The organism is Acidimicrobium ferrooxidans DSM 10331 (genome assembly GCF_000023265.1).
Classification (GTDB): domain Bacteria; phylum Actinomycetota; class Acidimicrobiia; order Acidimicrobiales; family Acidimicrobiaceae; genus Acidimicrobium; species Acidimicrobium ferrooxidans.
The window spans coordinates 2,132,316-2,158,157 of sequence record NC_013124.1 but is presented as its reverse complement, the minus strand read 5'-3'; the positions used below and the strand labels follow the sequence as shown (position 1 = coordinate 2,158,157).

Here is a 25,842-nt window from a genome sequence, read left to right as displayed (position 1 = left end):
ATCATAGGGCACGTTCGCTCGCCTCGCAGGGTGTTGGCCTCGACTCCTCGAACTCCTAGACTGCGGGGCTCGACAAGGAAGGTGATCAGGCGATGAAGCGGACGTTCCAGCCCAACAATCGGCGTCGTGCGCGCACCCATGGTTTTCGCGCGCGGATGTCGACGAGAGCCGGTCGTGCGGTGCTCAAGGCTCGGCGCCTCAAGGGGCGTCACCGGCTGTCGGCGTAGGTGCGGCTCGGAAGGCTTGCCCGCCGGCAGGACTTCCATCGTCTCCGGCGCGTGGGTCGGCGCTATCAGCTCGGCACCATGTGGGTCGTGGTCGCGCCGACGGAGACCGTGTCAGGCGACGAGCAGAGCGCCGCAGTTCGTGTCGCGTTTGCCATACCGCGCCGAGCAGGTACGGCGGTCGAGCGCAATCGATTTCGGCGCCGGGTTCGCGAGGCCTTGCGCGTCAGCGCTGTCGCACCCGGCAGCTACCTGATCGGGCCGAGAGAAGGGAAGCTCGACGCCTCCTTTGCCGCCATTCGTGCGGATGTCACTAGGCTGGAGCACCTAGGCGAGTTCCCCCGGGAGGACCCGTGAGCCTTGTGGCGCGCGTACGTGCGCTTCCCCGTCGGGCCGGCATGGGCCTCATTCGCGCCTACCAGGTCGCACGGCGTGGTCGTCCATCGCCGTGTCGCTACGTGCCGAGCTGCTCTCAGTACGCGTACGAGGCAGTCGAGTTGCACGGCTTGGCGAGGGGAAGCTGGTTGGCGGCTAAACGAGTGGGTCGCTGTAACCCGTTCGGGGGCTCAGGGTACGATCCCGTTCCACCTCGACGGTCCGGAAAGGTAACGCACGCATGATCGTCGCAAGTGTTCTGGGCGAGATCTTCCGCCCGTTGTTCGAGCTCCTCGCGGGGATCGTGACCTTCTGGTACGCCATCATCCCGAGCTACGGCATCGCGATCGCGCTGCTGACGGTGACCGTGATGGTCGCGCTGTCGCCGCTGACCATCCGCTCCACGCGGTCGATGCTGCAGATGCAAGCGATTCAGCCGAAGCTCAAGGAGTTGCAGCGCCAGTACGGCAAGGACCGTGCGGGGCTCGCCGAAGCGCAGCAGCGACTCTTCAAGGAGGAGGGCGTTTCGCCGCTCGGCGGTTGCTTGCCGATGCTGTTGCAGTTCCCGCTGCTGTTCGTGATGTACGACGTCATCCGTGGCCTGACACACACGGTGACGAGTCATCATGCCATCGTCGCAGCGCCGTTGTACATCTCACACGCCAGCAAGCTCTACAAGAATCTGGTGGCCGACCGCGGGCACATGGACTTTGTGGGGATCAACCTGGCCCTGACCCCCTTGCATCTGCACGTCGGTTTCGTGCACGCACTCCCCTACTACGTGCTGGTGCTGATCGCGGTCGGTATCCAGTACCTGCAGATTCAGCAGATTGCGTCGAAGAATCCCACGGCGGCCGCGGCGAACCGATCGGCGCTGCTGACCCAACAGCTCACAACGGTCGTCTTCGGTGTCATCTACCTCGATGTCCCTGCCGGTGTTGCCGTGTACTTCCTGGTTTCCGGGTTGTTCCGCGTCGCCCAGCAGGAGGTGATGTGGCGCCGTGATCCGGTCCTTCGTGCGCACTCGGTCGAGGCGAGACGTCGGGTCGCAGAGCAGCGCGGTAACGGTGCGGCGAGTCCGACAGCTCCCGCAGGTGGCGGTATCTTTGGCTTCCTTGGCGGCAAGAAGGGGTTGCCGTCGGCGGTCGAGGGCGGGTCCGACGGTCCAGCGACCCCACCGGGGCCAGCGAAGAACAAGCAGCAGGGTTCGAAGAACAGCTATCGCCGTCGCCGTGGTCGGCGTCGTCGCTAACGGCGACCGGCGAATCGCTAGGAGTCAGAGCATGGATTGGATCGAGACGACAGGACGAACTGTCGAAGAGGCACGTGAGCAAGCACTGGATGTGCTCGGCGTGGAAGACGCCGAGGTCGAGTTCGAGGTCCTCGACGAAGGGCGAGCAAGTTTTCTCGGGTTCGGACGGAGAGAGGCACGGGTTCGAGCTCGTCTTCGGCCGAAGCTTCCGATGCCAAAGCGTGATCGGCGTCGTGGACGACGAAATCGGGCCGTTGACGCGCGGCCCGGGGCTGGTACCAGGCGAGACGAAACAGAGGATGCTCCGATGAACGACGAACAACAGACGGCCGAAGCCCCGGCGGCAGAGGGAACTCCTCCCCTCTCGCGTGTGGAGCTTGCCGCGCGAGCACAGGCCTTCTTGGCCGGGCTCATGCAGGAGTTCGGGCTGACGGGCGAGGTTCGCGTCAGCAACCTCGATGACGAAGAGATGAGTCTCGACATCGAGGGCGATGGGCTCGGGGTCCTCGTGGGGCCACGGGCGAGTGTCCTGAACGCGATTCAAGAGCTGACGCGCAGTGTGTTGCAGGCCATCGCCGGCGAGGGTGTGGGACGGGTGGCGGTCGACGTCGCCGGCTATCGCGAGCGACGGCGGGTCGCGCTCGAGCGCTTCGCGCGAGAGCAGGCAGAGGTCGCACTGACGACTGGCGAAGAGCGCGTGCTCGAGCCGATGAGCGCCGCAGATCGGAAGGTGATCCATGACGTGGTGGCCGAGATCGACGGTGTCGGGACGCGTTCAGAGGGTGAGGAACCGGATCGCTACGTTGTGATCTTCCGTGTCGGGGTAGCACCATCGGCCGCCGAGTCCGTCGATGCTGCCGGTCGAGCAGTGGATTGATCGGGCCCACGAGCTCGGTCTCGTAGGCGAGCCCACAGAGAAGGCCCTCGAACATTCGAGGGCCTTCTCTGCGCTCGTGCGTCGCTACGGTGCCGAGCGATGGGTCGATCTTGGATCGGGCGGAGGCATACCGGGCCTGATCGTCGCGCTCGAGCTACCCGCATCGGAAGGACTGCTGGTCGATGCTCGCCAGCGGCGTGCGGCGTTCCTCACCGAGGCGGTTCGAGCCTTGAACTGGTCGGCTCGGGTGCGAATCGCCGCTGAGCGGGGCGAGGTGCTCGCAAGGTCGAAGGAGATTCGTGAACGGGCTGACGCCGTGGTCGCTCGTGGATTCGGAGCTCCGCCGGTCACCGCCGAGATCGGTAGCGGATTCGTTCGCGTTGGAGGCGTCATCGTGGTCTCCGATCCACCTGAGGGGGCTGGACGGCGTTGGTCGGCCAGCGAGCAGCTCGCGAGGCTCGGTCTCGTCGTGGCTGAAGTGGTGGTGGGCCCCCCACACTTCACTGTGCTGCGCAAGGTAGCACCGCTCGCGGGACAGTATCCTCGACGCTCCGGGATACCGGAGCGTCGACCGTTGTGGAGCGAGGAGCGTTCCTCGACGACACTGCGGGTCGGGCGCGACGACGTATGAGTGGGCGGCTGGTTGGGGACCTGTGTGGATTGCCTCGGTGTGCCTCGATGCTGGCACTCGATCGTCGACGAGAGCCGCCCACGGGATTGCCTCGGGGGTCGTGCGCTGACGTGCGGGTGGTGCGTGCCGAGAGAGCGGCCTCGCGAGCTGTGGCGTGCCTGCTTGCTGGAGCGCGGGGCGACGGTCGGTGAGGAACGGTGGGTTGGTCTCGTCGGCAAGTCACACTGGCTCCGGCAGCACGTGGTGGTGTGGCCAGCTCCTGCGGGCGATCAGCTGCTGTGGGCATTCGGTGAGGTGGGTGAACTCGAGGTCGGCACGCACCGATCGCACGTGGTCGCATCGGCGTCGTGGCGTAGGCGCGTGCTTGGTCGCTGGAGTTGGCGCTGGTGGTGTCCGTAGTGTCGTGGCTGGCGTTCTCGACCGTGGCCGTTGGGGTGGTCCGCCAGGTCAGTGATGCCTGGGCTCGGCGTTGGCAGCTCTGCGCAGGGAGTCGGATCGTGAGGGTCATCGCGAGCGGCGTGTGCGGCCGATGTCGGACGACGGCATTCCGGGACGAGCTGCGCGTGGTTCGGCGCGATTCCGTGTGACGTGATGGCGGCGGTCCGCCCGTCCTGTGGCGATGGGCACCGACGAGCAGCCGTGCATGGATCGAGAGGCGTCTGGGAGCGTCGCGGCTGTGGTCCACCCGTGATCGGTGTGCGAGGTGGCCGTAGGCCTCTAGGAGCCTCCTGAACAACTCCTCCACGTAGCGCGGCGACGCACGGCGCTCCTCCCCTCCTGCCCAGCGCCATTTGCCCAGCTCAGCTAGACTTTTTGCATGTTGGGCACCGAATCAGACCAGGCACACCTCACCGCGACGGAGGCCTTCTGCTCCTCGCTCATCGAGCCAGGGTCCATCTACGCCTTCCTCGCCGAGCACCGCAGGGAGCTCTTCCCCGACGAGCGCTTCCGCCACCTCTATCCCTCCACGACCGGCAGACCCTCCATCCCCGCCTCGAGGGTGCTCGCGGTCATGGTGCTCCAGGTGCTCGAGGGGCTCTCGGACACCGAGGCGACAGAGCAGGTCCGCTACAACCTGCGCTGGAAGTACGCCCTCGGTCTCGACCTCGAGGACCCAGGTTTTCACCCCACGGTGCTCACCTACTGGCGCAGGCGCATCGCCACCTCCGAGACCCCAAGACTCATCACCGAGCTCGTGGCCGAGGTGATCGGTGCCACGGGGGTGCTCAAGGGCACGACGAAGCGCGTCGTCGACTCCACCGTGCTCGCCGATGCGGTCGCGACCCAAGACACCATGACCCAACTCGTCGCTCAGATCAACCGGGTACGCAGGCTGATCCCCGAGCTCCGCGAAGTTCCTCTGTCACCAGCGATCGACTACACCCGTCCAAAGCCTGCCATCGACTACCGAGACGAAGAAGCAGTGGTGCGCACGGTGAGCGCCCTCGTCGCCGATGCCACCGCCCACCTCGCCGAGGCCGAGAAGCTCGCGTCTCTCACCGAGCCCCAGCGCGAGGCCCTGGGCCTCCTTGGGCTCGTGGCGGGCCAGGACGTCGAGTGCACAGATGCCACCGCAGGCCGCTGGCGCATCGCGAGGCGAGTGGCCCGCGACAGGGTCATCTCCACCGTGGACCCCGACGCTCGCCATGTGCACAAGTCCCGTGCCCGTGCCATCGATGGCTACAAGGGCCACGTGGCCGTCGAGCCAGACAGCGGCATCGTCACCGCCTCGACCATCACGACGGGTAGCGTGCCTGATGCACAGGTCGTGCCCGAGCTCCTTGGTGACGAGGACGGCCCACGCACGGTCTATGGCGACAGCGCCTACGCCACGAGCGAGGTCTTCAACGAGCTTGCCGCTCATGGCCACGACGAGGTGATCAAGCCTCGGCCCCTTTCTATGGCGGTCCCTGGTGGCTTCACGATCGACGACTTCGTCGTCGAGGAGGGATGGGTTAGCTGTCCTGCGGGGCACCGAGTCCCCATTTCCGCGAAGGGCCGTGCCTCCTTCGCCAAGCACTGCGATGGCTGTCCGCTCCGGGAGCGCTGCACACGATCGAAGCGCGGACGGGTCCTCACCTTCACCCCTGCCACCTGGCACGGCATCAGCCAGCGGGCGCACTTTGGGGACCCGGCTGTCCGTCTCGACTACCAGCGCACCCGACCGAACGTCGAGCGGATCCACGCACAGCTCAAGCGCAAGCTCTCCGGGGCGAGGCTGCGCTACCGGGGACTCGTGCGCAACCGCCTGCACTTCGAGCTGCTCTGTGCGACCTGGAACCTGAAGGTGCTGCTACGCCTGGGGCTCACCCGAGTGGGTGGTGGCTGGGTGCTTGCCACCTGAGAGACGCTCGGGCCCTCTCCTCCGCACCCACGAGGAGGGGACGAAGAGGAGAGGGTGAGGAGCTGGGCGAGCACGGGTCAGCTGAGCTCGTTCCCGGGCTGGGTGGCTGGCATCAGTCGCTACCAGGGAGGGGCTTGTTCAGAAGGCTCCTAGGACTCGCTCCCCTCTCGTTCCCTTGTCACTCCCCTCTCGCCCTTCTGTGGGGTGACCGTTCTCGCGTGATCGATCGCTGGGCTCCGGACGTGCATGCGTTTGGGGTAGTCGCACGTACTGGTTGGTGGGGGTCGTCGATGGCCGTTGGCGTTGGTCCGCCAGGTGGAAGCTGTGGTCGCACGGGGAGTCGATGGTACGGGTGGTTCCGGCTGCGACGGGGGCTCCAGGTTGAGGGGTTTGGGTGGGCGCGGGTGAGGCGGAGGCAGGCTCATGGAGTTCGAAGGTGCTCGATGGTCGATCCGTCGGTCATGTGGTATCGAGCGGCGGCGGGGTGGTATGCGTGTTGCGCGCTTGGAGACCCGGGAGGGTTGGTCTGATGGTGCGGACGGAAGACGTGGCGTGGGTGGTTGGTCTGCAGCTCCAGTTTCACGTGGAACGTGACGGTGGAGGGAGGGTCTGTGGCGCGGGGTGGAGCCGTGATCGAGTAGCCTGCCGTGAAGCGTCAAGTTCCACGTGGAACTGCAGGCGAACACGTCCGCGGGAGTAGCCATGGGTAGGGTCATTGCGGTCGCCAATCAGAAGGGTGGGGTCGGTAAGACCACGACAGCCGTGAACCTCGCTGCAGCGTTGGCTGAGCAGGGGGCGAGGGTCTTGCTGGTCGACTTCGATCCGCAAGGCAACGCGACGACGGGCCTCGGGGTGAACCCTCGGGATCTTGCGGGGTCGATCTATGACGCGGTCGTGCACGAGACGCCGTTGGAAGACGTCATCGAGGCGACTGGGGTCCGCAATGTGTTCGTCGCGGGTGCAACCATCGACCTCGCTGGTGCGGAGATCGAGCTGGTGTCGGTGCTGTCGCGTGAGACTCGGTTGCGCAGGGCGTTGGAGCCGGTCCGAGGCGACTACGACTACATCTTCATTGATTGTCCGCCGTCGCTCGGACTGCTGACGGTCAATGCGTTGGCTGCCGCAGATGAGGTGCTCGTGCCGATCCAGTGCGAGTACTACGCCCTCGAGGGATTGTCGCAGCTGTTTCGGAACGTGACATTGGTGCAGCAGAGCCTGAACCCGACGCTCCGTGTTTCGCACGTGGTCATGACGATGTTCGATGCCCGGACGAACCTCTCCGAGCAGGTGGTAGCCAACGTGAAGGAGTTCTGCGGTGACTTGGTGTGTGAGACAGTGATCCCTCGCAACATACGACTCTCCGAGGCCCCCTCGTTTGGGCAGCCAATTACGACGTTCGATCCGAGCTCGCGAGGCGCCATTGCCTATCGCGACCTGGCGACGGAGCTGCGCAAGGATGGCTAGGCAGACCGGTTTGGGGCGCGGACTTGGTGCGCTGATTCCAACAGGCGTTCAGCAGGAGCAGCATGGCCTCGTCGAGATTCCAGTAGGGGCGATTCGTCCGAATCCTCTGCAGCCGCGGACGATCTTCGACGAGGAGGCGCTGAGTGGCCTTGCCGCATCGATCGCCGAGGTCGGCGTTCTCCAACCGATCCTCGTGCGGCGGGTCGCGGACGGCTACGAGCTGATCGCTGGCGAACGGCGGTGGCGCGCGGCGCAGCGAGCTGGCCTGGATCGCATCCCCGCCATCGTGCAAGATCGAGACGACCGCGGGTCGCTCCAGGTGGCCGTCATCGAGAACCTGCACCGTCGTGACTTGAACCCGCTGGAAGAGGCAGCTGCGTACCGGCAGTTGATCGACGATTTCCAGCTGACGCACGACGAGGTTGCTCGTGGTGTCGGCAAGAGTCGGGCGGCTGTCTCGAATACGCTGCGACTCCTGCAGCTCCCCGCTGCGCTGCAGCGGATGCTGCTCGATGGGGTGTTGTCGGCGGGGCATGCGAGGGCCTTGCTCGGTTGCCCGGATCGTCGTCTGCAGGAGGAGTTGGCCAGGAGAACGGTCGAGGAAGGCCTGTCCGTCCGAGACGTCGAGGAGGCGGTGCGGGCGATCTCGAACCCCGCGGCCGAGGCGACGAGGGTCGAGGCTGGCGAATCGGAGCATGCGCAGGGCCCCAAGGAGGCGGTGCCCGAGGCACGGCTGCGTCCGGCCATCGTCGTCGAGCTCGAGCGGTTGCTCGCGGACGTCATGGAGTCGGATGTGCAGATCGACGTGAGCAAGAGTGGCGCAGGGTACATCCGAGTTCGGTTCGTCGATCTTGCCGATCTCCATCGCATCGCGTCGGGCATCGTCGACCCCCACCCTCAAGTCGAGGCGTAGGGTTATCGGAAGGTGAACAAGAGGGTTGTGCACAGGTGTGCACAACCCTGTGGATTGTGAGCCAAGGAGACCGGTCGCGTCAGCCGCCAAGGGCGTTGCTCGTATCGTTGGGGCAGTTCGGTGGTTGGGCCGTGCGGTCCGCGCCCGAGACAGAGGAGGGTCGCGGCGCACAACGGAGGCCACGTGGGTGGACTCGTGGTAGCGGATGAGGTCCCTGGAGAGGTGTGATCGCGCTGCTATCGCTCTAGGGTGGTGGGAGAATACAAGTATGTGAGCCAGCACGTGGGGCGCAGCGGCGGGGAGCACGAGAGCGGTGAGGATGACCAAGGGCGGGGAGCGGTCCCGTCCGATCGCGACGTCGGTGACCGAAGGCTCGTGGGCAGCGGTTGCGCCATGGCTTCGCCGGCACCGTGGCAAGCTTGCCGTGACCCTGCTTGCATCGGCCGTGTCGATGGGGTCGCTGGCGTTGGTTCCCGTGGTGCAACGAGCCGTGATCGACGGGCTTGGAGGCCGACGGGCCGCCATCGAGGCGCTGGTGCTCGGCTTAGTGGGGATCGGTATCGTGCGTTTTGGCACGACCCTGGTGCGACGGTTCATCGGTGGCCGAGTGGCCTACGACGTGCAACTCGACATCCGGAACGAGGTGTACGCGCACCTCGTCTCGCTCGATCTCGCCACCCACGAAGGTCTCGAGATCGGCCAGCTGCTCTCACGTGTGACGACGGATCTCGGTCTCGTTCAACAAGTCCTGGCGTGGGCTCCGATGGTTCTTGGCGCGGTTCTCCAAGCGATCGTGTCGATCGTCATCATGAGCGTGCTGAACGTCTGGCTCATGCTGCTCGCACTGATCGTCCCGGTTGCCACCTTCCTAGCGTCGCGAACCCTGCGCTCCACGGTCTTCCCGTCGAGCTGGGACGCACAGCAGCGGGAGGGCGAACTCACGACCGTGGTGACCGAGTCGATCATCGGAGCTCGTGTGGTGCGCGCCTTCGGGCAGGAAGCGTCGCAGATACGCCGGTTCGTCGATGGCGCGCGTGCGCTCTACGCGTCGAGGCTTCGCAACATCAGGCTGCGCGCCTGGGTCACCGCTGAGCTCCAGGCGATACCGCAGCTCGTGCAGGCAGGCATTCTCGCCCTCGGCGGTCTGCTTGCGTTGAACGGCGACGTCACGATCGGGACGTTCGTCGCCTTCGCGAGCTACCTGACGCAGCTCGCGGCGCCCGCGCGCATGGTGGCCGGCATCCTCGTCGTCGGCCAGCAGGCGCGAGCAGGCTTCGAACGGATTGACCAACTCCTCTCGATCGAACCTGGCATCACCGAGGTGCCGCACCCACTGCCACTTCCACGCGACGCTCGCCGTGTCAGCGTACGGGGCGTCACGGCGCTACGTGGGGGGACGCACGAAGTGCTCGCAGGGGTCGATCTCGAGATCGCGGCTGGTGAGATGGTCGCGATCCTCGGCCCGTCGGGATCCGGGAAGACCACGCTCTGCACGTTGTTGCCGCGGTTGGCCGAGGTCTCGGGGGGCGCGGTGCTCGTTGGCGGCGTCGACGTCCGCTCGGTGTCGCTCGCCGAGCTACGGCGCCGCGTGAGCATGGTCTTCGAGGAGAGCGTCCTGCTGGCCGGCACGGTGGTCGACAACGTTCGTTTCGGTTGCCCGGATGCGTCGGAGGCCGAGGTTCGTGAGGCCTGTGGACGGGCGGGCGCCCTGGAGTTCATCGAGGCCTTGCCTGACGGGTTCGACACCCAGATCGGCGAAGGCGGAGTGACACTCTCAGGAGGTCAGCGCCAACGCCTCGCGCTTGCGCGTGCACTCGTCATGCGCCCGCACGTGCTCGTGCTCGACGACGCGACCTCGGCCATCGATCCGACGACCGAGGAGCGCATCATCGCGTCGATCCGGGCGCTGCCAGAGCGCCCGACGGTGATCGTCGTGTCGCACCGTGCCTCTGTCGTCTCCTTGGTCGATCGTGTGGTGGTGTTGGAGCAGGGCTGTGTCGTCGCTGACGGTTCGGTTGCCCGTGTCGCCGCGATGTCGTCGTGGGTGCGCCGATTTCTCGATGGTGGGGATGGCTCTGATGTCGAGATCGAGGCGGTGTCCCCCAAGCGACAGATCGTCGAGGCGAGTGGTTCTGGTCGGCGTCGCCTCGCAGCTGCTCGGAGCCTGGGTGACGTGCCGCCTTGGGTCGGCGAGCTCATCGCGCACCTCCCCCCGACTCGTGATGAGCCGCAGCGGCCCCGGTGGACACAGCCACCTGGCGAGGGTCGCATCCGACTCGGCACGTTTCTCTCCGGCTGGCGCTTCGGCCTCGTGCTCGCGTTGGCACTCGTCGCCATCGACACCGCTTCGGGGGTCATCGGCCCCCTCATCGTGCGAAGTGGTATCGACGGAGGCATGCTCGCCCACAGTGGCATCACGGTTGTGCTCGCCGCGCTCGGACTCCTCGCGGTCGCGTTGATCGGTTGGATCGATCAGTGGGCCGAGACTGTCCAGACGGGCCGTGTGGGGGAGTCGATGCTCTTCGAGCTGCGGCTCCGACTGTTCTCGCACCTACAGCGGCTCGGTATCGACGTCTTCGAACGGGAGCCGAGCGGTCGGCTCGTCACCCGGCTGACCAGCGACGTCGAGACCATGTCGCAGCTGCTCCAGAACGGCTTGGTCAGTGCCATCGTGGGGATCGCGACGGTCGTGGTGATTGCGGTCGTGCTCGTCGCACTCGAGCCGCGTCTCGCGTTGGTCGCACTGGTCGCCGTGCCGGTGCTCGTGGTCGCGACCGTGGTGTATCGAGCCATCGCTCAGCGCGCCTACGACCGGCAGCGCGAACACGTGGCCGCGGTGAACGCGCATTTCCAAGAGAGCATCGCTGGCGTGCAAGTCGTCCAGGCCCTCGGTCAGGAGGAGGCTGGTCTCGCGACGTTTCGACGGCTGGGGATTGCCTATCGCAACGCCAGCTTGACCGCTCTTGGTGTCCAGGCGATCTACGTGGCCCTCGCGGACCTTACCAGTGTGGTGGTGACCGCCGGTGTCCTCTGGGTGGGGAGTGGGCTGGTGCGTGGCCATGTGATCGAAGTCGGCGTGCTGGTCGCGTTCTTGCTCTACATCACGCAGCTGTTCGCGCCCGTCCAACAGCTCGCACAAACCTTCGACGCGTACCAGCGAGCGAGGGCCGGACTGCGCAAGATCAACTCGCTCCTCGACGAGCAACCGAGCATCCGCTCCAGCCCGAACGCGAGTCGACCCACCCGGATCCGAGGGAGCATCGAACTCGATCGGGTGTGGTTCGCCTACCCGGGGGTTCAGCGCCCCGCGCTTCGTGACTGCTCGCTCGCGATCCCAGCGGGCCAGCACGTCGCGGTGGTGGGTGAGACAGGCGCCGGTAAGTCGACCCTCATGAAGCTGCTGGTTCGCTTCGTCGATCCCTCGCAAGGCGCGGTGCGCCTCGACGGCACGGATCTGCGAGCCTTGGACCTTGCGTGGTTCCGCAGCCGGGTCGGCTACGTCCCCCAGGAGCCGTTCCTCTTCTCAGGCACGATTCGGGACAACATCACGTTCGGTGCACCCTGGGCCAGCGACGACGACGTCGAGGCCGCAGCGCGAGCCGTCGGTGCCCATGACGTCATCGCTGCACTGCCGGACGGCTACGACCAGGTCGTGGGCGAGCGTGGTCGCGCGCTGGCGGCGGGGGAGCGCCAACTCGTGTGTCTTGCGAGAGCCGTCCTCATCGATCCCGCGATCTTGCTCCTCGATGAAGCGACGTCGAACCTCGATCCCGAGCTCGACGCTCGCGTGCACGCTGGCATCGAGCGTGCCGGCGCCGGCCGCACGACGGTCATGATCGCGCATCGCCTCCACAGTGCCGAGCGCATGGATCGGATCGTCGTCGTGGGTGCCGGAAGCATCCTGGAGGACGGCACCCACGACGAACTGCTTCGACGGGGCGGATGGTATGCACAGGCGCAGCGAGCTACCGCGGCCATGGCTGAGCTTCATCGTCGAGCGGTCGGAGAGTGATCGAAGGCAGCGCGAGTCGCGCGTGGCCTCTTGCCTGCTTCCATGGTCGAGCTGGACTCGCTCCCAGGCCCATACGCGAGGATGGGGGTGCCGATGACCCATCGGCGTGCCTGCGGGCACCAGCAACAGACACAATGAAGGAGGTAGAGGGAGCGTGACCCTGTCTCGGAGAGTCCTGATCCGTCTCGGCGTCGCGGGAGCGGCGATCGCTGGTGGCGGTGTCGGTTTCGCCATCGCGCAGTCGATGGCCGCACCGACGACCGGAACAGTCGTCCAGCTGAGTTCGTCGACGACGCCGACGACCACCACGACCACGCCATCCACGACCACCAACCCGTGCCCGGCTCATACCGGAACGTCGGCGACGACGTCGTCGGCGACCACGGCCTGAGCTCGCACTTCGGGCGGCCTCGAGCACAGCTCGGGGTCGCCCGGTGGTTGGGCCTCGACTACGCCTGGGACGTCTCGCCGTCGGGGCGCGTCCGCGCACCTCGCACCGCGACGGCGCTCAAGACGCCCGAGACGATGATGAGCGCGCCAGCGATGATCAATGAGATGGTGAGACCTCGATGAAATGCTCCGTAGGCAGCTGTGACGACCTTGGCGACGAGAGGCCCGAACGTTTTGGTGTCGGCCGCAATGCTCGAGCCACCGGGGACGCCGCCCGTCTCGACCGCGCTGATCACCACGTGGCGGAAGACCGGTGGGACCCCGAGTCGGGCGAGCTTGGTACCAAGGCCACTGGTGAGCTGGGCATTGAGGTACGAGCCGAGAACCGAGACGCTCGCGATCACGCCGAGGGCTCGTGCGGTGTTTGTGGACGCAGCGGCCATGCCTGAGTGCTGCTGCGGTACGACGGCGAGCGCGATACTCGTGACCGGAACGACGGTGGTGCCGAAGCCGAGTCCAGCCACGGTGAGGGAGAGGGCGAGCACCAATGGATGCGTGCTGCCGCTGAGGCCGACGTCGGCACCGAGCACGCCGAGGCCGGCGAGCAGTGATCCCAGTGCGATGGGCATGCCGACGCCAATGCGCGCTACCCACCGTCCGGTGGCCAGCGAGGTCAGGATCATGGCGAGCGCCATCGGGAGGAACACCGACGCGATGCGGTAGCCGCTGTAGCCCTCGACGATCTGCAGATACAGGGCAGTGAAGAAGAAGATCGCGAAGATCGAGAAGTACACGCTGAACGCCAGCACCAGCGACCCGGAGAAGCCTGGTCGACGAAGGTAGTGCAGGTCGAGCATCGGGTTCGGCACGTGTGCCTCAAGGACGCTGAAGACGGCCAAACCGACGGCGGCCACGACGAAGACCGCCACGATGAGAGGGTTGCCATAGCCGCGTGCCTCGCCCTGGATGACGCCGAAGAGCGCCCCACCGATGGCGATCAGGCCGAGTGCTGCTCCACCCCAGTCGATGCGCCCGACACCGGGGTCCGTACTCTCGGGGATGACGATGGCCGTGACCACGATGACGACGACGCTCGCGGCGACATTGAACCAGAAGATCGCTGGCCAGCCTCCAATCCCGACGAGTACTCCCCCGATGACCGGTCCGACGGCGAGCGCGAGTGCCGCTACTGCGGACCACACGCCGAGTGCTCGTGCGCGGCTGCCGGGCTCGGTGTAGAGCTGCCGAATGATCGAGAGCGTCCCAGGCTCGCTGGCGGCAGCGCCGACACCCATGACCACGCGAGCGGCGATCAACTGAGCGGGTGAGTGGGCAAGCGCAGCGGTCGCAGATCCAACAGCAAAGAGTGCCAGACCGACGAGCATCGCGCGCCGCCGACCGAAGCGATCCCCGAGCGCTCCGAAGGGCAGCATCAGCGCGCCGAAGGCGAGCGCATAGCCACCGATCACCCATTGCAACTGGGCCACGCCAGCGTGCAGGCTGGTCTGCACGCTGGCGAGCGCAACCGCGACGATCGTGGTGTCGAGGAACGTCAGGGACATGACCGCACAGAGCACCACCAGCGCTCGTGCGCGGGCCGACGGATGCACGGTCTTAGCCAGCGGTGCTCGTGCACCCAGGTACGTTCTTCACGCCCTCGAGCGCCAAGAGGCCACAGAAGCTCCCATCACCCACGAGCCAGTGGCCACCGACCTTGACCGCCTCGCCGGTCTGGTTCTTCAGTGCGGGCTGTCCGCCGACGTCCAGGGTGTAGACGACGCGTGCGGTCGTCCCGGAGGTGAGCGTCACCTTCTGGACGGTTGCTTGCACGCTCTTGGCGAGCGACGACGAAGCCTGGCCGTCGATGATGTCGGCGAACTCTCTGCCGTTCTGGAGGAGCGAGATCTTCGTTGCGGCGGACGTCGTGCCGGCGAAGAAGTCGGTGTAGCTCTTCTTGATCGCTGCGGTGGGACTGGTGGTCGTCGGCTTCGAGGAGGTCGTCGTCGATCCGCAGGCGGTGAGCGAAGCTCCTCCCGCTGCGACCATGAGCGCTGCGAGCGCAACACGATGCATCGTGAGCATGACCGTCTCCCTTCTGCTTGTGCTGCTCCTCAGTGTATCTCCAGCTTCGAAATAGTGGTAGAGTACAAAGACCTCGCCCCGAGCGAGGACAGGCAGACTCCCGGTCATGGCAGGGCGCTGGGTGGTCGGCCTCTCGTCGGAGCGAGCGGGCTGCCGCGTGCGGAGGGTGAGGTCGTTCCGTCGGCCTCGAGGCCGTCGATACCAGCCGCGGGTTTCCTGCAAGCTCATCAATCGATGACGTCTGGAGCTGCGCGGTGCAGGCAGGTCTTGCGGACCATTGTCGTCGCAGCTCTGGTCAGTGGTCCACCGGGTGGGCACTCTGGAGCAGACGACGGGGGACCCATGGGCACCTGCTGGTGCGCCCAAGCCGGTGGTCTCGGTCGAAGGCCAAGTGCCCACCTCAGTGGGCAGAGCTATCGGGCTCTGTCAGGCAGACGGCGGCTTGGGCGTGCCGCCATCGGCGTTCTGCTCGGAGGTGTCCGGGCCGCCGCGGTCCCGCCAACGTGCGCTCTCGCTGCGCCACTCGGTGTAGGTATAGGGGTTCTCGAGGACCGAGAGCTCCGGGATCGCCGGATGCATCCCTTCGAGCCATGCCTCGTCACCAAGCTCTTGCATGAGGTAGGCCACGGTCTCGTCGACGCCGCGTCGCGCTCGGGCGAGATGGTCACCGACGAGCCGATGGTCGTCCTTGACGAGAACCCCGTCGACGATGACGGTGTGAACGTCGGCTCGCTGGGCCTGGAACGCTACGTGGCCGTAGGGGTGCAAGATCGGCGTCATCGCTGGCGAGTGGTCATTCTTGAGGACGACGAGGTCGGCGCGCTTGCCGATCTCGATGCTGCCGATGAGGTGGTCGAGGCCCAGTGCGCGAGCTCCACCTATGGTTGCCCATTCGACCACGTGCTCGGCACGCAGGTGGTGATTGGTGACGGTTTCGTTGCGGGCGTGCGCCTCGAGGTGCTCGCGCGCGCGGTCGGCGCCGAGAGTGGCTCGCATCGCGCTGAAGAGGTCGGCACTCCACCACACACTGGTGTCCATCGAGAGCGAGACGCCGATACCGTAGCGTCGCAGCTGCCAGGTGGGCGGGTAACCCTGACCGGCGCTCTGTTCGCTCTCGGTCGATACCGATGCCCAGCCGCCGGTTGCACTGATGCGGTGGTAGGAGTCCGGCGACAGGGTGGCGGCGTGGACGTAGATGGTCCGCGGTGTCATGAACCCGTGCTCGTGCATCAGACGGATTCCGTCGTCGTTGGTGGCACCCCAGACCCCAGCGTGTGTGGTGACCGGGACGTCGAGATCTCGAGCAACCTCGAAGGCGGCTCGCTCGGGGAACGCCGGATCGCCGGTGACGTCGAACGCGAGCTGGAACCCGAGGAGCTCGGTGCCTCCGCCCCCGAAACGTCGCTCGACGAAGGCGCGGAACGCGTGGTCGGTCGTCCACTCCCATGGCCCCTGTTGAATGTTGCCGTAGGCAAGGACGAACCGTCCGGGAGCCTCCTCGAGGGCGTCCGCGGCGGCCTCGGCGTGCTCGACGGTCTGGAGTCCATGGGACCAATCCACCGTGGTCGTCACACCGGCGTCGAGCGCCTCGAGGGCGCTGAGGAAGTTCCCTGCCCAGATGTCCTCAGGACGGAACCGCTTGCCCCAGGTGAGGTAGTACCACACGAAGTATTGCGTTAAGGTCCAGTCTGCTCCGTAGCCACGCATTGCGGTCTGCCACATGTGCCGGTGGGTGTCGATCATCCCGGGCATGATGATGCCGCCGCGAGCGTCGATCTCTCGGGTGCCCTCGGGCACTTCGAGGCGCGGGCCGATCGCCTCGATCCGTCCGTTCCGGACGAGCACGTCGGTCGAGGCGAGCACGTCGTGGGCCCGATTCATCGTGAGGACGAGTCCCTCGCGCAGCACCATCGGCTCGCGGACGACTTCGCTGGTTCGCATGCTCGCTCCCTTCGTCGGCACTGGACCGGTCGCTGCTGGTCCGCAGTTTCGGACATGTGTCCGTATGGTGATGCGCAAGTATGCACCATCGCTCGTCTGTCGTCAAGGACCTCGCATCGATCGTGCAGGCGCGCACCGAGTAGGCTCCCTCTGGGCTCGGACGAGAGGGAGCACGGTGGTCAGACGCAGCGAGAACCCCGACTTCGTCGAGTCGCTCGCCCGGGGTCTCGACGTCCTTCTCGCGTTCGGTCGCGGCGAGCCAGCCAGCCTCGTCGAGCTCGCGACCCGAGCTCATCTCGCGCGTCCGACCGCCCACCGCATCCTGGCGACGTTGGCCGAACTCGGTTACGTTCGGCAACGAGACGACGGGCGTTATGAGCTGACCCCGAGGGTGCTGGATCTCGGCACGGCGTCGGTGCTCGCGAGGAGTCGTTGGGAGGTCGCGCGACCTCACCTCGAGCAGTTGGTGGCCGAGACCAGGGAATCGTCCTCGATCGCTGTCTTGGATGGTTCGGACGTGCTCTACGTTGCCCGGGTTGCGGTGCCAAAGATCGTGGCAATCGCGGTGACCGTGGGGACGCGCTTTCCGGCTTCCGTGACGTCACTCGGCAAGGTGCTGCTGGCCGATCTCGACCACGACGAACTGGAGCGCACCCTGGCCGTGCCGTCGCGCTCTCCGGTGACGCCGCGTCGTGCCCCTGCCCTCGAGGAGCTGCGGCGCGTGCTCGCCAACGTGCGCGAGCGGGGCTGGGCTCTCACCGACGAGGAGCTCGCCGTGGGTATTCGCTCCATCGCCGTCGCACTCCATGATCCAGACGGCAAGGTGGTAGCGGCTGTCAACGTGAACGTGCATGCTGCCGAGACCAGTCTGGACGAGTTGCTCGAGCACCATCTCCCGAGACTGATCGAGACCGCCAAGGCCATCGACGCCGACGTCGCTCGGATCGCGGCAGCGCCATTGGCGGTGCGTGACGGCTTGCATTCGGCCCGGACGCTTGACAGCACCGCCGGGAACCTTTAGTATCCACGCAAAGACGGACAGGCGTCCGATCTACGGACACGTCGGGGTCGACTCCGAGTTCGGCGGGTTCGTGACGTCGTGCGGTGCGTGGCAACGAGGTGAGTTCGCGTGGACGATCGCAACCAGGACCAAGGGCGTGGGCCACTTGCTGGCCTCCTGGTCGCCGACTTCTCGCGGGTGCTCGCCGGTCCCTACTGCACGATGCTCCTCGGCGACCTCGGTGCCACGGTGATCAAGGTGGAGAGCCCGACCGGCGACGAGACTCGTTTTTGGAAGCCTCCGGTCACCGCCGACGGGACGTCCACGTACTACCTTGCGATCAACCGCAACAAGCGGTCGGTCGTTCTCGACCTCAAGGACGATGACGATCGTGCCCTCGCACAGGAACTCGCACGTCGTGCTGATGTCGTCGTCGAGAACTTCAAGCCTGGTGGATTGGCACGCTTCGGCCTCGCCTACGAGGACGTCGCGGCCGAGAACCCCGCGGTCGTCTACGCGTCGATCAGCGGCTTTGGCACGAGTCAGGGTGGGCGGGAACTGCCCGGCTATGACCTGGTGGTCCAGGCGATGTCTGGGTTGATGAGCTTGACGGGAGAGCCTGACGGCCCAGCGCTGCGTTCGGGCATTTCGGTGTTCGACGTCATGACAGGACTGCACACGGCGATCGCGATACTGGCCGCCCTCCATCACCGTACGTTGACCGGCGAGGGCCAGCACCTCGAGGCGAGCCTCTTCGCCTCGGCGTTGTCCGGCATGGTGAACCAGACCAGCGCCTACGTCGCGGGCGGCGTGGTGCCGAGCCGCATGGGCAACGCGCATCCGAGTCTGTTCCCCTATGAGCCGTTCCCGACGGCTGAGGGTGAACTCGTCGTCACGATCGGCAACGACGTCCAGTTCGCTCGTCTCTGTGACGTCCTTGGCGTGCCTGAACTTGCCCAGGATCCGCGCTTTGCCCACCCCGACGACCGCACCGCTCATCGAGAACAGCTGCGGCCACTGCTTGAGCACCAACTCCGTCACGACAGTGCGGACGCGTGGTTTGAGCGGCTCACCGCCGTCGGCGTCCCGTGCGGACCGATCAACACCGTGGCCGAGGGCGTTGCCTTCGCCGAGCGCATCGGACTCGAGCCTGTCATCGTGGTGGGGGAGGGGTCGCGCGCCGTACGCCAGACGCGCCACCCGGTGATCTATTCGAAGACGGCGCCACGCTATGACCTTCCTCCGCCGGCCCATGACGAGCACGGCGACGAGATCCGGGACTGGCTCCAGCGCCCGATGGAGGAGGACCGTTGAGCACGCCCGAGTTCCCGACCAGTATTGGCGTATCCACGCCCGAGGCGATCACCCTGCTCGGGGCTGACCTCGCGGGCGAGCTCATGGGTTCGGTGAGCTTCGGAGAGCTGGCCTTCTGGCTCGTGACCGGCAGGCGACCCAGCGCTGGCGAGGTCCGCGTGTTCGAGGCGTGCTTGGTCTCGCTCGCTGACCACGGCTTCACCCCCACCGCGATCGCAGCTCGGTTGACGCTCCTGAGCGCGCCGGAGTCGATCCAGGGGGCGCTTGCTGCGGGAATCCTCGGTGGGGGCTCCAGGTTCCTCGGAGTCACCGAGGATACCGGTCGCTTTCTCGCCGACGCATTGGCCCGTGCCGAGCAGACACCGCAGACCGCGTCGGACTTCGATGCGATCGCTCGGGACGCAGTCGCGAGCGCCCACCGTGATGGGCGCTACGTCCCGGGGTTGGGCCACCCGGTTCACAAGGAGCGCGACCCGCGCACGGGCGTGCTCATGGAACTGGCGCGACGCGAGGGCGCCGCGGGTCCGCACGTGGCACTCTTCGAGGCGATCGGACGAGTGCACGCCGACATACTCGGTCGCCGGCTGCCGCTGAACGGCGCTGGTGCAGCCGGGGCCGTTCTCTGGGACCTTGGCATCGAGGGAGAACTCGCGCGAGGCGTGGTCCTGCTCGCGCGTACCGCCGGGATCCTTGGCCATCTTGCCGAGGAGCGTCGGCGGCCCATCGCGATGGATGTGTACCTCACGGTGGATCGAGGGGCGCGCTACGTCGCCCCAGGCGCAAGCGATCCGACTGCCTAGCATGACACGAAGGGGGGCATGATGGCCGATGTGTGTGCGATCATCGCGTCGACGCACCACCCGTTCTACTACAGGGCGAGCACGAGTACCGGAGCCGATCGCCCCGACTTCGCCGACGTCTGGGTCGCCAAGATCGAGGCGTTCCGAGAGACGTTGACCCGCGCCGAGCCGGACGTGCTCGTGATGGTCGGCTCTGACCACTTTCACCAACTGTGGCTCGACAACATGCCACAGTTCCTGGTCGGCAAGGCGCCGGTGTTCGACGCGAACTACTACAACGAGGAGCGGGAGTTCGGACTCCCACGTATGCGGGTGTCCGGCCAGGAGGAACTCGCCGCGTACATCCTTCGACAGGGACTCGACGAGGGCTTTGATCTTGCGTTCTCGAACGAGCTCCGCATCGACCACTCGATCACGTGTGCGCTCATCACGCTGCGACCGCAGGTCGACCTGCCCATCGTGCCCGTCTACACGAACATCTTCGCGCCGCCGATGCCCCAGCCCAAACGGTTCGTCGAGCTGGGAGCGGCGCTCCGGCGCATCGTCGAGCAGTGGCCGAGCAACCAGCGCGTCGCCATCATCGGAACTGGACATCTCTCGCTGGAGTTGGGCGGACCGCGTCAGTTCGGTCCGCACGGGCCGGACCCAGATTTCGATCAGAAGGCGATCCAGTGGATCGCGAACGCTGACATCGATGGGGCTCTGGCAGAGGTCAGTCTCGAGAGTCTCTGGCTGCCGGGCAACGCCACGCACGGATTCATGGACTTCCTGCTCATGATGGGCGTCGTCGGTCAGGGTGTGCGAGCCGATTACGTCGACAACCTCGACCTGTTCCACACGATGGAGGCATATTTCACCTGGTATCCGAGGAGGGGGGAGGCGTGAGCCGCTATCTCGTAGACAAGTTTCTCTACACGGTCGATCGCGATCCCGAACTCGTCGCGCGCTATCGCGTGGATCCGCGGGGAACGGTCGAGTGGTGGGAGCGCGAGCGGGCCAATCGCGTCCTCAACCTCCACAGTGGGGAGGCGACCACCTGGCTGGGCTTCAGTGATGAGGAGCGAGAGGCCCTGGCCACGCACGACTACGTGCGGCTCTTCGAATTGGGTGCCCACCACTTCCTCACCTTGACCCTGTTCATCGCCCTGTTCGAGCACGACTACGAGGAGCCTCTCGGTTTCCAGCGAGAGTACGCACGGCGCCTCTCGCACGTCCGGCTTCCCTATCCCGATATTTCGACGTAGTACGGTGGCACCGGGGCGGGCATGGTCTCTCACACTGGGACCTGCTCCAAACCTGCCGACCGGCATGGTGAGGCTGGTCGCTGATGACGCGCGCGGCGGGCCGCAACGCTCACCGGTTCACTCTTCGGGCTCGAGTGACGCGGGGTCGCACCAGTGCCATTCGAAGGGAGGAGGCCACTGGTGCGGACTCCGGCATCGGCCGGAGCCCGTGTTCTCGCTTGGCCAGGCGAACGAAGCAAGCGTACGAGGCACGTGATCGGCAGGGTGCCTGCAGGTTCTAAGCCCCCTCAGCTGGACGGCGATGCGAGTTCGGAGGAATCTGAACCCCCAACCTTCGAATCCGTCGTCGCATCCCGACCGTCTAGGGAGTCCGCCGAGCTCCACGGCGGCCGCTCCGGGTGCCGAGCGATCGTGCCCGTCGTCCTCCGTCTGTCCGGTGAATCAGGCTTCAGGAGCAGATCTGCAGCAACGATCCGTCGCAGTCGGGCCCGAAAGCTCGACACCGAGATGCTCGACCGGGCGCCGATTGATCAGCCAAGCCCTTCGGACGTCGCTCACAATGACAGCGGATCGTAGCTGCGCGATCCTCGAGAGTTCGCGCTATGGGCGCAGCTCGATCGAGATCCCCACCTACATCGACCAATGGCCCTGGACGCCGAGGGAGTAACCACACTCCCACAAGCCGACCACGTCGCGATCAACCTTCGAGGATCAAGCTAGGAACGACGTTCCAGAGCAATCTGCACCTGTTCCAGGACCAGATGCCGATGTTCCGGCGCGGCGACCTGACAGAAGCACCCTTCGGTGGTAGGACGCCGAGTCAGAGCGGAGTGCGCCGACCGGTGTCACGATGCCTGGGCCTGCCGTTGACTTCGCGAGCGGGAACCACGCCCAGTCCACGTGCCGTCAACCCTCTTACCAGGAGCTTTGTGGCGCGCTCGGAGGGATTCGAACCCCCAACCTTCTGATCCGTAGTCAGATGCTCTATCCGTTGAGCTACGAGCGCACAAGCGCAGATCACTATAGTGGCGGGGACCGAGCGGAGGGGCTAGTGATCGACGCAGTCGAGATTGTCACCACCCTCGCAAGTGACGAGCACGCAGCGGCGCTGGTGGACGCGCTCGTCGAATCCGGCCTGTGTGCCTGCGTCAAGCGTACCGATGGGGTCCGCTCGACCTACTACTGGCAGGGCGACTGGCACACCGAGGACGAGGTCGAGGTGCGGGCCTTGTCACTCCCTGAGCATGTGCTCCGTCTGACGAAGCTCATCGCGTCTGCCCACCCGTACGACGTCCCGGAGGTGCTGGTTCGCTCTGTCGCGCTCCCGCACGATCCGTATGCCGAATGGGTGGTCACGACCATCGCCAAGCGACAGACTCGACCGGTCGACGCGTCCAAGCGCGTCGCACCCCCTGACGTCGATGCTCAGCGCTGACGACCGTCGGTGGCTTGACGTCGCCTTCGGTCTGGCCGAGGATGCTGCGCGGACGGCTGAGGTTCCGGTGGGGGCCGTGGTGGTCCGCAGTGGTCGCGTGCTCGGCGCGCGTCACAACGAGACGATCGAGCGGCGCTCCAGCCTTGCGCACGCGGAACTGCTTGCGCTGTCGGATGCGCTCGCCGATGCCGGCGACGGCTATGTCCTCGGTGCGGACGTGTACGTCACTCTGGAGCCGTGTGCGATGTGTGCCGGGGCGCTGGTGCTCGCCCGTGCCCGACGCGTCGTCTTTGCGGCTTGGGATCCAAAGGCGGGTGCATGCGGGTCGCTCATGAACATCGCCGCCGATCCGCGGCTGAACCACGAGCTCGAGATCGTCGGCGGGGTCGATGCCGAACGAGCTGCTTTGCTCCTTCGCCGTTTCTTCTCGGAGCGGCGCCCAGGCGTCGTGCCGTAGACTCTGCTTGCGTTCGGCGACTTCGGTCGTTGGGCGGGGAGGGATGCGAGAGTGGCCGAATCGGGCGGTCTCGAAAACCGCTGTACCCGCAAGGGTACCGTGGGTTCGAATCCCACTCCCTCCGCGTGGCGTCTGTGCCGGCCCCGCTCGGGGCTGGCACAGACGTAGAGTCTCGATGGTGCGGCGGCGAATGCCGTGGTCTTACACGTTTTCGAGCGCGTCCGACTGGTGACCAGTCGTGGTCCAGCCGTGCAGCCTGTGAGCCTGCGGTTGCTTGGTCCGGGACGTCGCTGATGGTGCAGAAGGGCCTGGACCACTGGTGGTCCGAGCACGATCCATTAGCATGAGCGAAGCCTTGGGGGCGTAGCTCAGCTGGAAGAGCGCCTGCTTTGCACGCAGGAGGTCAGGGGTTCGAGTCCCCTCGTCTCCACGCGGGTCACTTGTGGCTACATGTGCTACATGTAGCGACGTGAGTGGTTCTATTTCGGTGCGGGACCTGGGGAACACGGTCAGCGAGGTGATCCGCCGGGTCGAGAGCGGCGAGAGGTTGACGGTCACGGTTGACCGGCGACCGGTCGCCGAGATCGTGCCCTTGCGCCGTCGCCGGACGGTGTCGGCGACCGAGGCGGTCGCAATTGCGTCTCGCCACCCGGCCGACCGCGGGCTCCTGAGGGAGGTGCGGAGTCTGCTGTCCGACACGACCGACGATCTATGAGGGCACTGCTCGACACCTCGTTCTTCGTCGCCACTGAGTCGGGTCGACCCCTGGGCGCGATGGAAGGGGTGACCGACACAGAGGTGTCGGTGGTGACGGTGGCCGAACTGACGCTCGGCGTGCTCATGGCGAATGACGATGATCGACCGGCGCGAGTGGCGACGCTTTCAGCCGTGGAGTCGACGTGGGATCCGCTACCGGTGGACGCCGAGGTGGCGCGTCAGTTTGCCCGTGTGGCCGCCGTGCTGCACGCTGAGCGCCGCCGGGTCCCGATACTCGACGTGCTTGTTGCGGCAACCGCGATGGTCGAAGGGATCCTGGCCGGGTCCCCGTAGGCTGCTCCACCCGTTGTGCGAGTCCAAGCCCCACGATGTGGGGAAGGAGGACAGCACACGATGAAGAGACGCCGGCACACGACCGAGCAGATCATCCGGAAGCTGGCTGAGGGCGAGAAGCTCCTCGGCCAGGGCCAGTCGATCGAGGAGGTGGCCCGCCACCTGGAGATCACCGAGTCGACCTGGCACCGTTGGCGCAACCAGTACGGCGGCATGAAGGCGGATGACGTCAAGCGGCTGAAGGAGCTCGAGAAGGAGAACACGCGTCTCAAGAAGATCGTGGCCGACCAGGCCCTCGACATCGACATGTTGAAGGAGCTGAACCGGGGAAACTTCTGACCCCGGACTGCCGCTGGCGGGCCGTGGTGGCCCTCCGAGAGTAGTTCGGGGTGACCGAACGCCGGGCGTGCCGGGTCGTCGGCCAGCCCCGCTCGACTCAGCGCCTCAAGCCCCCCATCCCCTCCGACGACGAGCTGGCACTGCGGGCGTGGCTGCGTGACTTTGCCCGGCGCCGTCCGCGCTGGGGCTGGCGGCGGGCCGCCGTCGAGGCGAAGAAGGCGGGCTGGCGGGCCAACCACAAGCGCATCCACCGCCTCTGGATCGCCGAAGGCCTGCGTGTGCCCTACAGAAAGCGCAAGAAGCCCCTGCGGGGGATCGGCAAGCCCGTCGGGGCGATGTGCCCGATCCGGCCCAACGTGATCTGGGCCATGGACTTCCAGTTCGACCAGACGTCGGACGGGAGGATGCTCAAGTTCTTGAACTTCTTGAACGTCGTGGACGAGTTCACCCGCGAAGCCCTCGCCTGTGACGTCGAGCGTTCGATCGACGCCGACGGGGTGGTCAGATGCCTGGACCGCCTGGCCGCAGGTCGCAGCGCCCCAGTCTACGTCCGCTTCGACAACGGCCCGGAGTTCATCGCCCACGCCGTGGCTGACTGGTGCCGGTTCAACGGTACCGGGACCGTCTTCATCGATCCCGGCAGCCCCTGGCAGAACGCCTGGATCGAGAGCTTCAACGGCCGGATGCGCGACGAGCACCTCAACGGCCAGCAGTTCGACAGCCTCCTCGAAGCCCAGGTCCTAACCGAGGACTGGAGGATCGACTACAACATGAACAGGCCCCACAGCGCACACGGCTGGCTCACTCCGGTCGAGTTCGTCGAGGCCTGGCTCCACCGACAAGCACATCAACTCGCAAAGCGGGTGGCTCAACTCTTGGGGTCCCCTCAATCCCGGTCGTCACTCAAGACCGCGACTACGACGCCGTTCCGGGCCTCGAGGTGATCCGGGTCTGATGGTGGCTCCTGTCGGTGCGGGCGAACGCATTGATCCGTTCCCGCAGTTCAGGCAGGTTCGAGTGAGAAGTCGTCAGCTCCATTGACGACGGATGTCGCGTGTCTGGATCAAGTCTCGGTGTGAGACTCGAACTTCTGCCGCCGGTCGAGCCGACGAGGCTCGGGGTCGGCCGTCTCTCCGCCAGCGGTCGTTGTGGACGGTGGTGATGACCGCTCGGGAGGCTCCGTAGCGGGCATGGGAGCACAGGTTGGCGTAGCACGCGCGAGCCCACGCGCTCGCAGGCGTCCGCGGTCGAGATCCCCGTGGCGATGAGCTGCCAGAAGGCCTACTGGAGCATCCGTGGTGGGTCTGGCCGCCCTGGGGAGCGCATCGGCGGCCGCAGGGCACGATCGGCCGCCCACTGTCGCCTCGCTCCCGGAGGAGCCTGGTTCCTGTTTGGTTGCACATGCACCTGCGTCATCGGGGGTGTTGCAACGACCGGTTGAACCCGGACCGTTACCGCCGCGGGGAGCCCGGATCCGTGAATCACGAGGTCACCGCGAGTTCGGCTGCCCAGCTGGCCACGGAAGCTGCCACGGACTCCGGGCCGTTGCCGACTCGGCGGAAGCCTGGGGCTCCTCGCTCGGCGAGGATGCCATCGAGGGTGGCGACACGTCTCCGGCATCGGTGTTCTCATCCAATGTCCGGAGTCACATCGCCCGTGACGGTCGTACGTTGACGATCGACTCGAAGAACCAGTCGG

Annotated in this window: 22 protein-coding genes, 3 tRNA genes and 3 pseudogenes; 23 read left to right on the top strand and 5 right to left on the bottom strand. The window is 66.2% G+C overall.

Annotated features, from left to right (window positions below):
- Nucleotides 1–92 precede the first annotated feature (92 nt).
- The 11 genes and pseudogenes from rpmH (at nt 93) to AFER_RS10510 (ending at nt 12,483) form a co-directional block, all read left to right on the top strand.
- Complete coding sequence (rpmH, locus tag AFER_RS10565; protein ID WP_015799415.1) at nt 93–227, top strand: 50S ribosomal protein L34; 135 nt, start codon at nt 93–95, stop codon at nt 225–227.
- Nucleotides 228–581, top strand: a complete 354-nt coding sequence (locus AFER_RS10560; RefSeq protein WP_015799414.1) for a ribonuclease P protein component — start codon at nt 228–230, stop codon at nt 579–581.
- A 41-nt stretch (nt 582–622) separates the two neighbouring features.
- Nucleotides 623–811: pseudogene (gene yidD, locus AFER_RS11845) on the top strand (membrane protein insertion efficiency factor YidD); the annotation flags it as partial.
- A 29-nt stretch (nt 812–840) separates the two neighbouring features.
- Nucleotides 841–1,851 (top strand): YidC/Oxa1 family membrane protein insertase, encoded by a 1,011-nt coding sequence (locus tag AFER_RS10555; RefSeq protein WP_015799412.1) that lies wholly within the window; start codon nt 841–843, stop codon nt 1,849–1,851.
- A 31-nt stretch (nt 1,852–1,882) separates the two neighbouring features.
- Entirely contained in the window at nt 1,883–2,728 is an 846-nt protein-coding gene (gene jag, locus AFER_RS11380; RefSeq protein ID WP_015799411.1) for an RNA-binding cell elongation regulator Jag/EloR, read from the top strand.
- A complete protein-coding gene (locus AFER_RS11375) occupies nt 2,703–3,359 on the top strand; it encodes an RsmG family class I SAM-dependent methyltransferase (protein ID WP_015799410.1) in 657 nt (218 codons plus the stop codon). The genes jag and AFER_RS11375 overlap by 26 nt, the downstream gene beginning before the upstream one ends.
- 817 nt (nt 3,360–4,176) lie before the next feature.
- The gene (locus AFER_RS10530) at nt 4,177–5,703 is read left to right on the top strand and encodes an IS1182-like element ISAcfe1 family transposase (RefSeq protein ID WP_015799409.1); all 1,527 of its coding nucleotides are present in this window, start codon (nt 4,177–4,179) and stop codon (nt 5,701–5,703) included.
- 702 nt (nt 5,704–6,405) lie between these two features.
- Nucleotides 6,406–7,167 (top strand): ParA family protein, encoded by a 762-nt coding sequence (locus tag AFER_RS10525; RefSeq protein ID WP_015799408.1) that lies wholly within the window; start codon nt 6,406–6,408, stop codon nt 7,165–7,167.
- Nucleotides 7,160–8,080, top strand: coding sequence for a ParB/RepB/Spo0J family partition protein (locus AFER_RS10520; protein WP_015799407.1), 921 nt, complete (start codon nt 7,160–7,162; stop codon nt 8,078–8,080). Before AFER_RS10525 ends, AFER_RS10520 begins: the two co-directional genes overlap by 8 nt.
- 319 nt (nt 8,081–8,399) lie before the next feature.
- Nucleotides 8,400–12,092, top strand: coding sequence for an ABC transporter ATP-binding protein (locus AFER_RS10515; RefSeq protein ID WP_015799406.1), 3,693 nt, complete (start codon nt 8,400–8,402; stop codon nt 12,090–12,092).
- Nucleotides 12,093–12,246: 154 nt separating this feature from the next.
- Nucleotides 12,247–12,483 carry a hypothetical protein gene (locus AFER_RS10510; RefSeq protein ID WP_015799405.1) on the top strand — a complete coding sequence of 79 codons (237 nt, stop codon included), beginning with the start codon at nt 12,247–12,249 and terminating at the stop codon, nt 12,481–12,483.
- Nucleotides 12,484–12,541: 58 nt separating this feature from the next.
- Here the strand turns inward: AFER_RS10510 and AFER_RS10505 are convergent, their stop codons facing one another.
- The 3 genes from AFER_RS10505 to AFER_RS10495 all read right to left on the bottom strand — a co-directional run bounded on the left by AFER_RS10505 (nt 12,542) and on the right by AFER_RS10495 (nt 16,505).
- Nucleotides 12,542–14,044, bottom strand: a complete 1,503-nt coding sequence (locus AFER_RS10505; RefSeq protein ID WP_171789002.1) for an MFS transporter — start codon at nt 14,042–14,044, stop codon at nt 12,542–12,544.
- Nucleotides 14,045–14,096: 52 nt separating this feature from the next.
- On the bottom strand, nt 14,097–14,564 hold the full coding sequence (locus AFER_RS10500) for an MTB12 C-terminal domain-containing protein (RefSeq protein ID WP_015799403.1): 468 nt from the start codon (nt 14,562–14,564) through the stop codon (nt 14,097–14,099).
- A 426-nt stretch (nt 14,565–14,990) separates the two neighbouring features.
- On the bottom strand, nt 14,991–16,505 hold the full coding sequence (locus tag AFER_RS10495; protein ID WP_015799402.1) for an amidohydrolase family protein: 1,515 nt from the start codon (nt 16,503–16,505) through the stop codon (nt 14,991–14,993).
- 175 nt (nt 16,506–16,680) lie between these two features.
- On the opposite strand from AFER_RS10495, the gene AFER_RS10490 reads away from it, so the two are divergent.
- The 5 genes from AFER_RS10490 to AFER_RS10470 all read left to right on the top strand — a co-directional run bounded on the left by AFER_RS10490 (nt 16,681) and on the right by AFER_RS10470 (nt 20,863).
- Complete coding sequence (locus AFER_RS10490) at nt 16,681–17,526, top strand: IclR family transcriptional regulator domain-containing protein (RefSeq protein ID WP_015799401.1); 846 nt, start codon at nt 16,681–16,683, stop codon at nt 17,524–17,526.
- Between the two features lie 108 nt (nt 17,527–17,634).
- Nucleotides 17,635–18,819 carry a CaiB/BaiF CoA transferase family protein gene (locus AFER_RS10485; protein WP_015799400.1) on the top strand — a complete coding sequence of 395 codons (1,185 nt, stop codon included), beginning with the start codon at nt 17,635–17,637 and terminating at the stop codon, nt 18,817–18,819.
- Complete coding sequence (locus tag AFER_RS10480; protein WP_015799399.1) at nt 18,816–19,619, top strand: citryl-CoA lyase; 804 nt, start codon at nt 18,816–18,818, stop codon at nt 19,617–19,619. Before AFER_RS10485 ends, AFER_RS10480 begins: the two co-directional genes overlap by 4 nt.
- A gap of 21 nt (nt 19,620–19,640) precedes the next feature.
- Nucleotides 19,641–20,504: a DODA-type extradiol aromatic ring-opening family dioxygenase gene (locus AFER_RS10475; RefSeq protein WP_015799398.1), complete on the top strand. Its 864-nt coding sequence runs from the start codon at nt 19,641–19,643 to the stop codon at nt 20,502–20,504.
- Nucleotides 20,501–20,863 (top strand): hypothetical protein, encoded by a 363-nt coding sequence (locus AFER_RS10470; RefSeq protein WP_015799397.1) that lies wholly within the window; start codon nt 20,501–20,503, stop codon nt 20,861–20,863. The genes AFER_RS10475 and AFER_RS10470 overlap by 4 nt, the downstream gene beginning before the upstream one ends.
- 930 nt (nt 20,864–21,793) lie before the next feature.
- On the opposite strand, the gene AFER_RS10465 is transcribed toward AFER_RS10470, so the two are convergent.
- Nucleotides 21,794–21,869, bottom strand: a tRNA-Arg gene (locus AFER_RS10465).
- A 45-nt stretch (nt 21,870–21,914) separates the two neighbouring features.
- On the opposite strand from AFER_RS10465, the gene cutA reads away from it, so the two are divergent.
- The 7 genes and pseudogenes from cutA to AFER_RS10430 form a co-directional block, all read left to right on the top strand.
- Nucleotides 21,915–22,298 (top strand): divalent-cation tolerance protein CutA, encoded by a 384-nt coding sequence (cutA, locus tag AFER_RS10460; protein ID WP_015799396.1) that lies wholly within the window; start codon nt 21,915–21,917, stop codon nt 22,296–22,298.
- The gene (locus AFER_RS10455) at nt 22,285–22,755 is read left to right on the top strand and encodes a nucleoside deaminase (protein ID WP_015799395.1); all 471 of its coding nucleotides are present in this window, start codon (nt 22,285–22,287) and stop codon (nt 22,753–22,755) included. Before cutA ends, AFER_RS10455 begins: the two co-directional genes overlap by 14 nt.
- Nucleotides 22,756–22,792: 37 nt before the next feature.
- Nucleotides 22,793–22,879 (top strand) — tRNA-Ser (locus AFER_RS12145).
- Between the two features lie 233 nt (nt 22,880–23,112).
- Nucleotides 23,113–23,185 (top strand) — tRNA-Ala (locus AFER_RS10450).
- Nucleotides 23,186–23,197: 12 nt separating this feature from the next.
- On the top strand, nt 23,198–23,470 hold the full coding sequence (locus AFER_RS13055) for a type II toxin-antitoxin system Phd/YefM family antitoxin (RefSeq protein ID WP_425358534.1): 273 nt from the start codon (nt 23,198–23,200) through the stop codon (nt 23,468–23,470).
- On the top strand, nt 23,467–23,805 hold the full coding sequence (locus AFER_RS10440) for a PIN domain-containing protein (RefSeq protein WP_015799393.1): 339 nt from the start codon (nt 23,467–23,469) through the stop codon (nt 23,803–23,805). The genes AFER_RS13055 and AFER_RS10440 overlap by 4 nt, the downstream gene beginning before the upstream one ends.
- A 60-nt stretch (nt 23,806–23,865) precedes the next feature.
- Nucleotides 23,866–25,001 (top strand): annotated as a pseudogene (locus AFER_RS10430) (IS3 family transposase); the annotation flags it as partial.
- A 364-nt stretch (nt 25,002–25,365) separates the two neighbouring features.
- Here AFER_RS10430 and AFER_RS13050 read toward each other — a convergent pair.
- A pseudogene (locus tag AFER_RS13050) lies at nt 25,366–25,560 on the bottom strand (hypothetical protein); the annotation flags it as partial.
- Between the last annotated feature and the right edge of the window lie 282 nt (nt 25,561–25,842).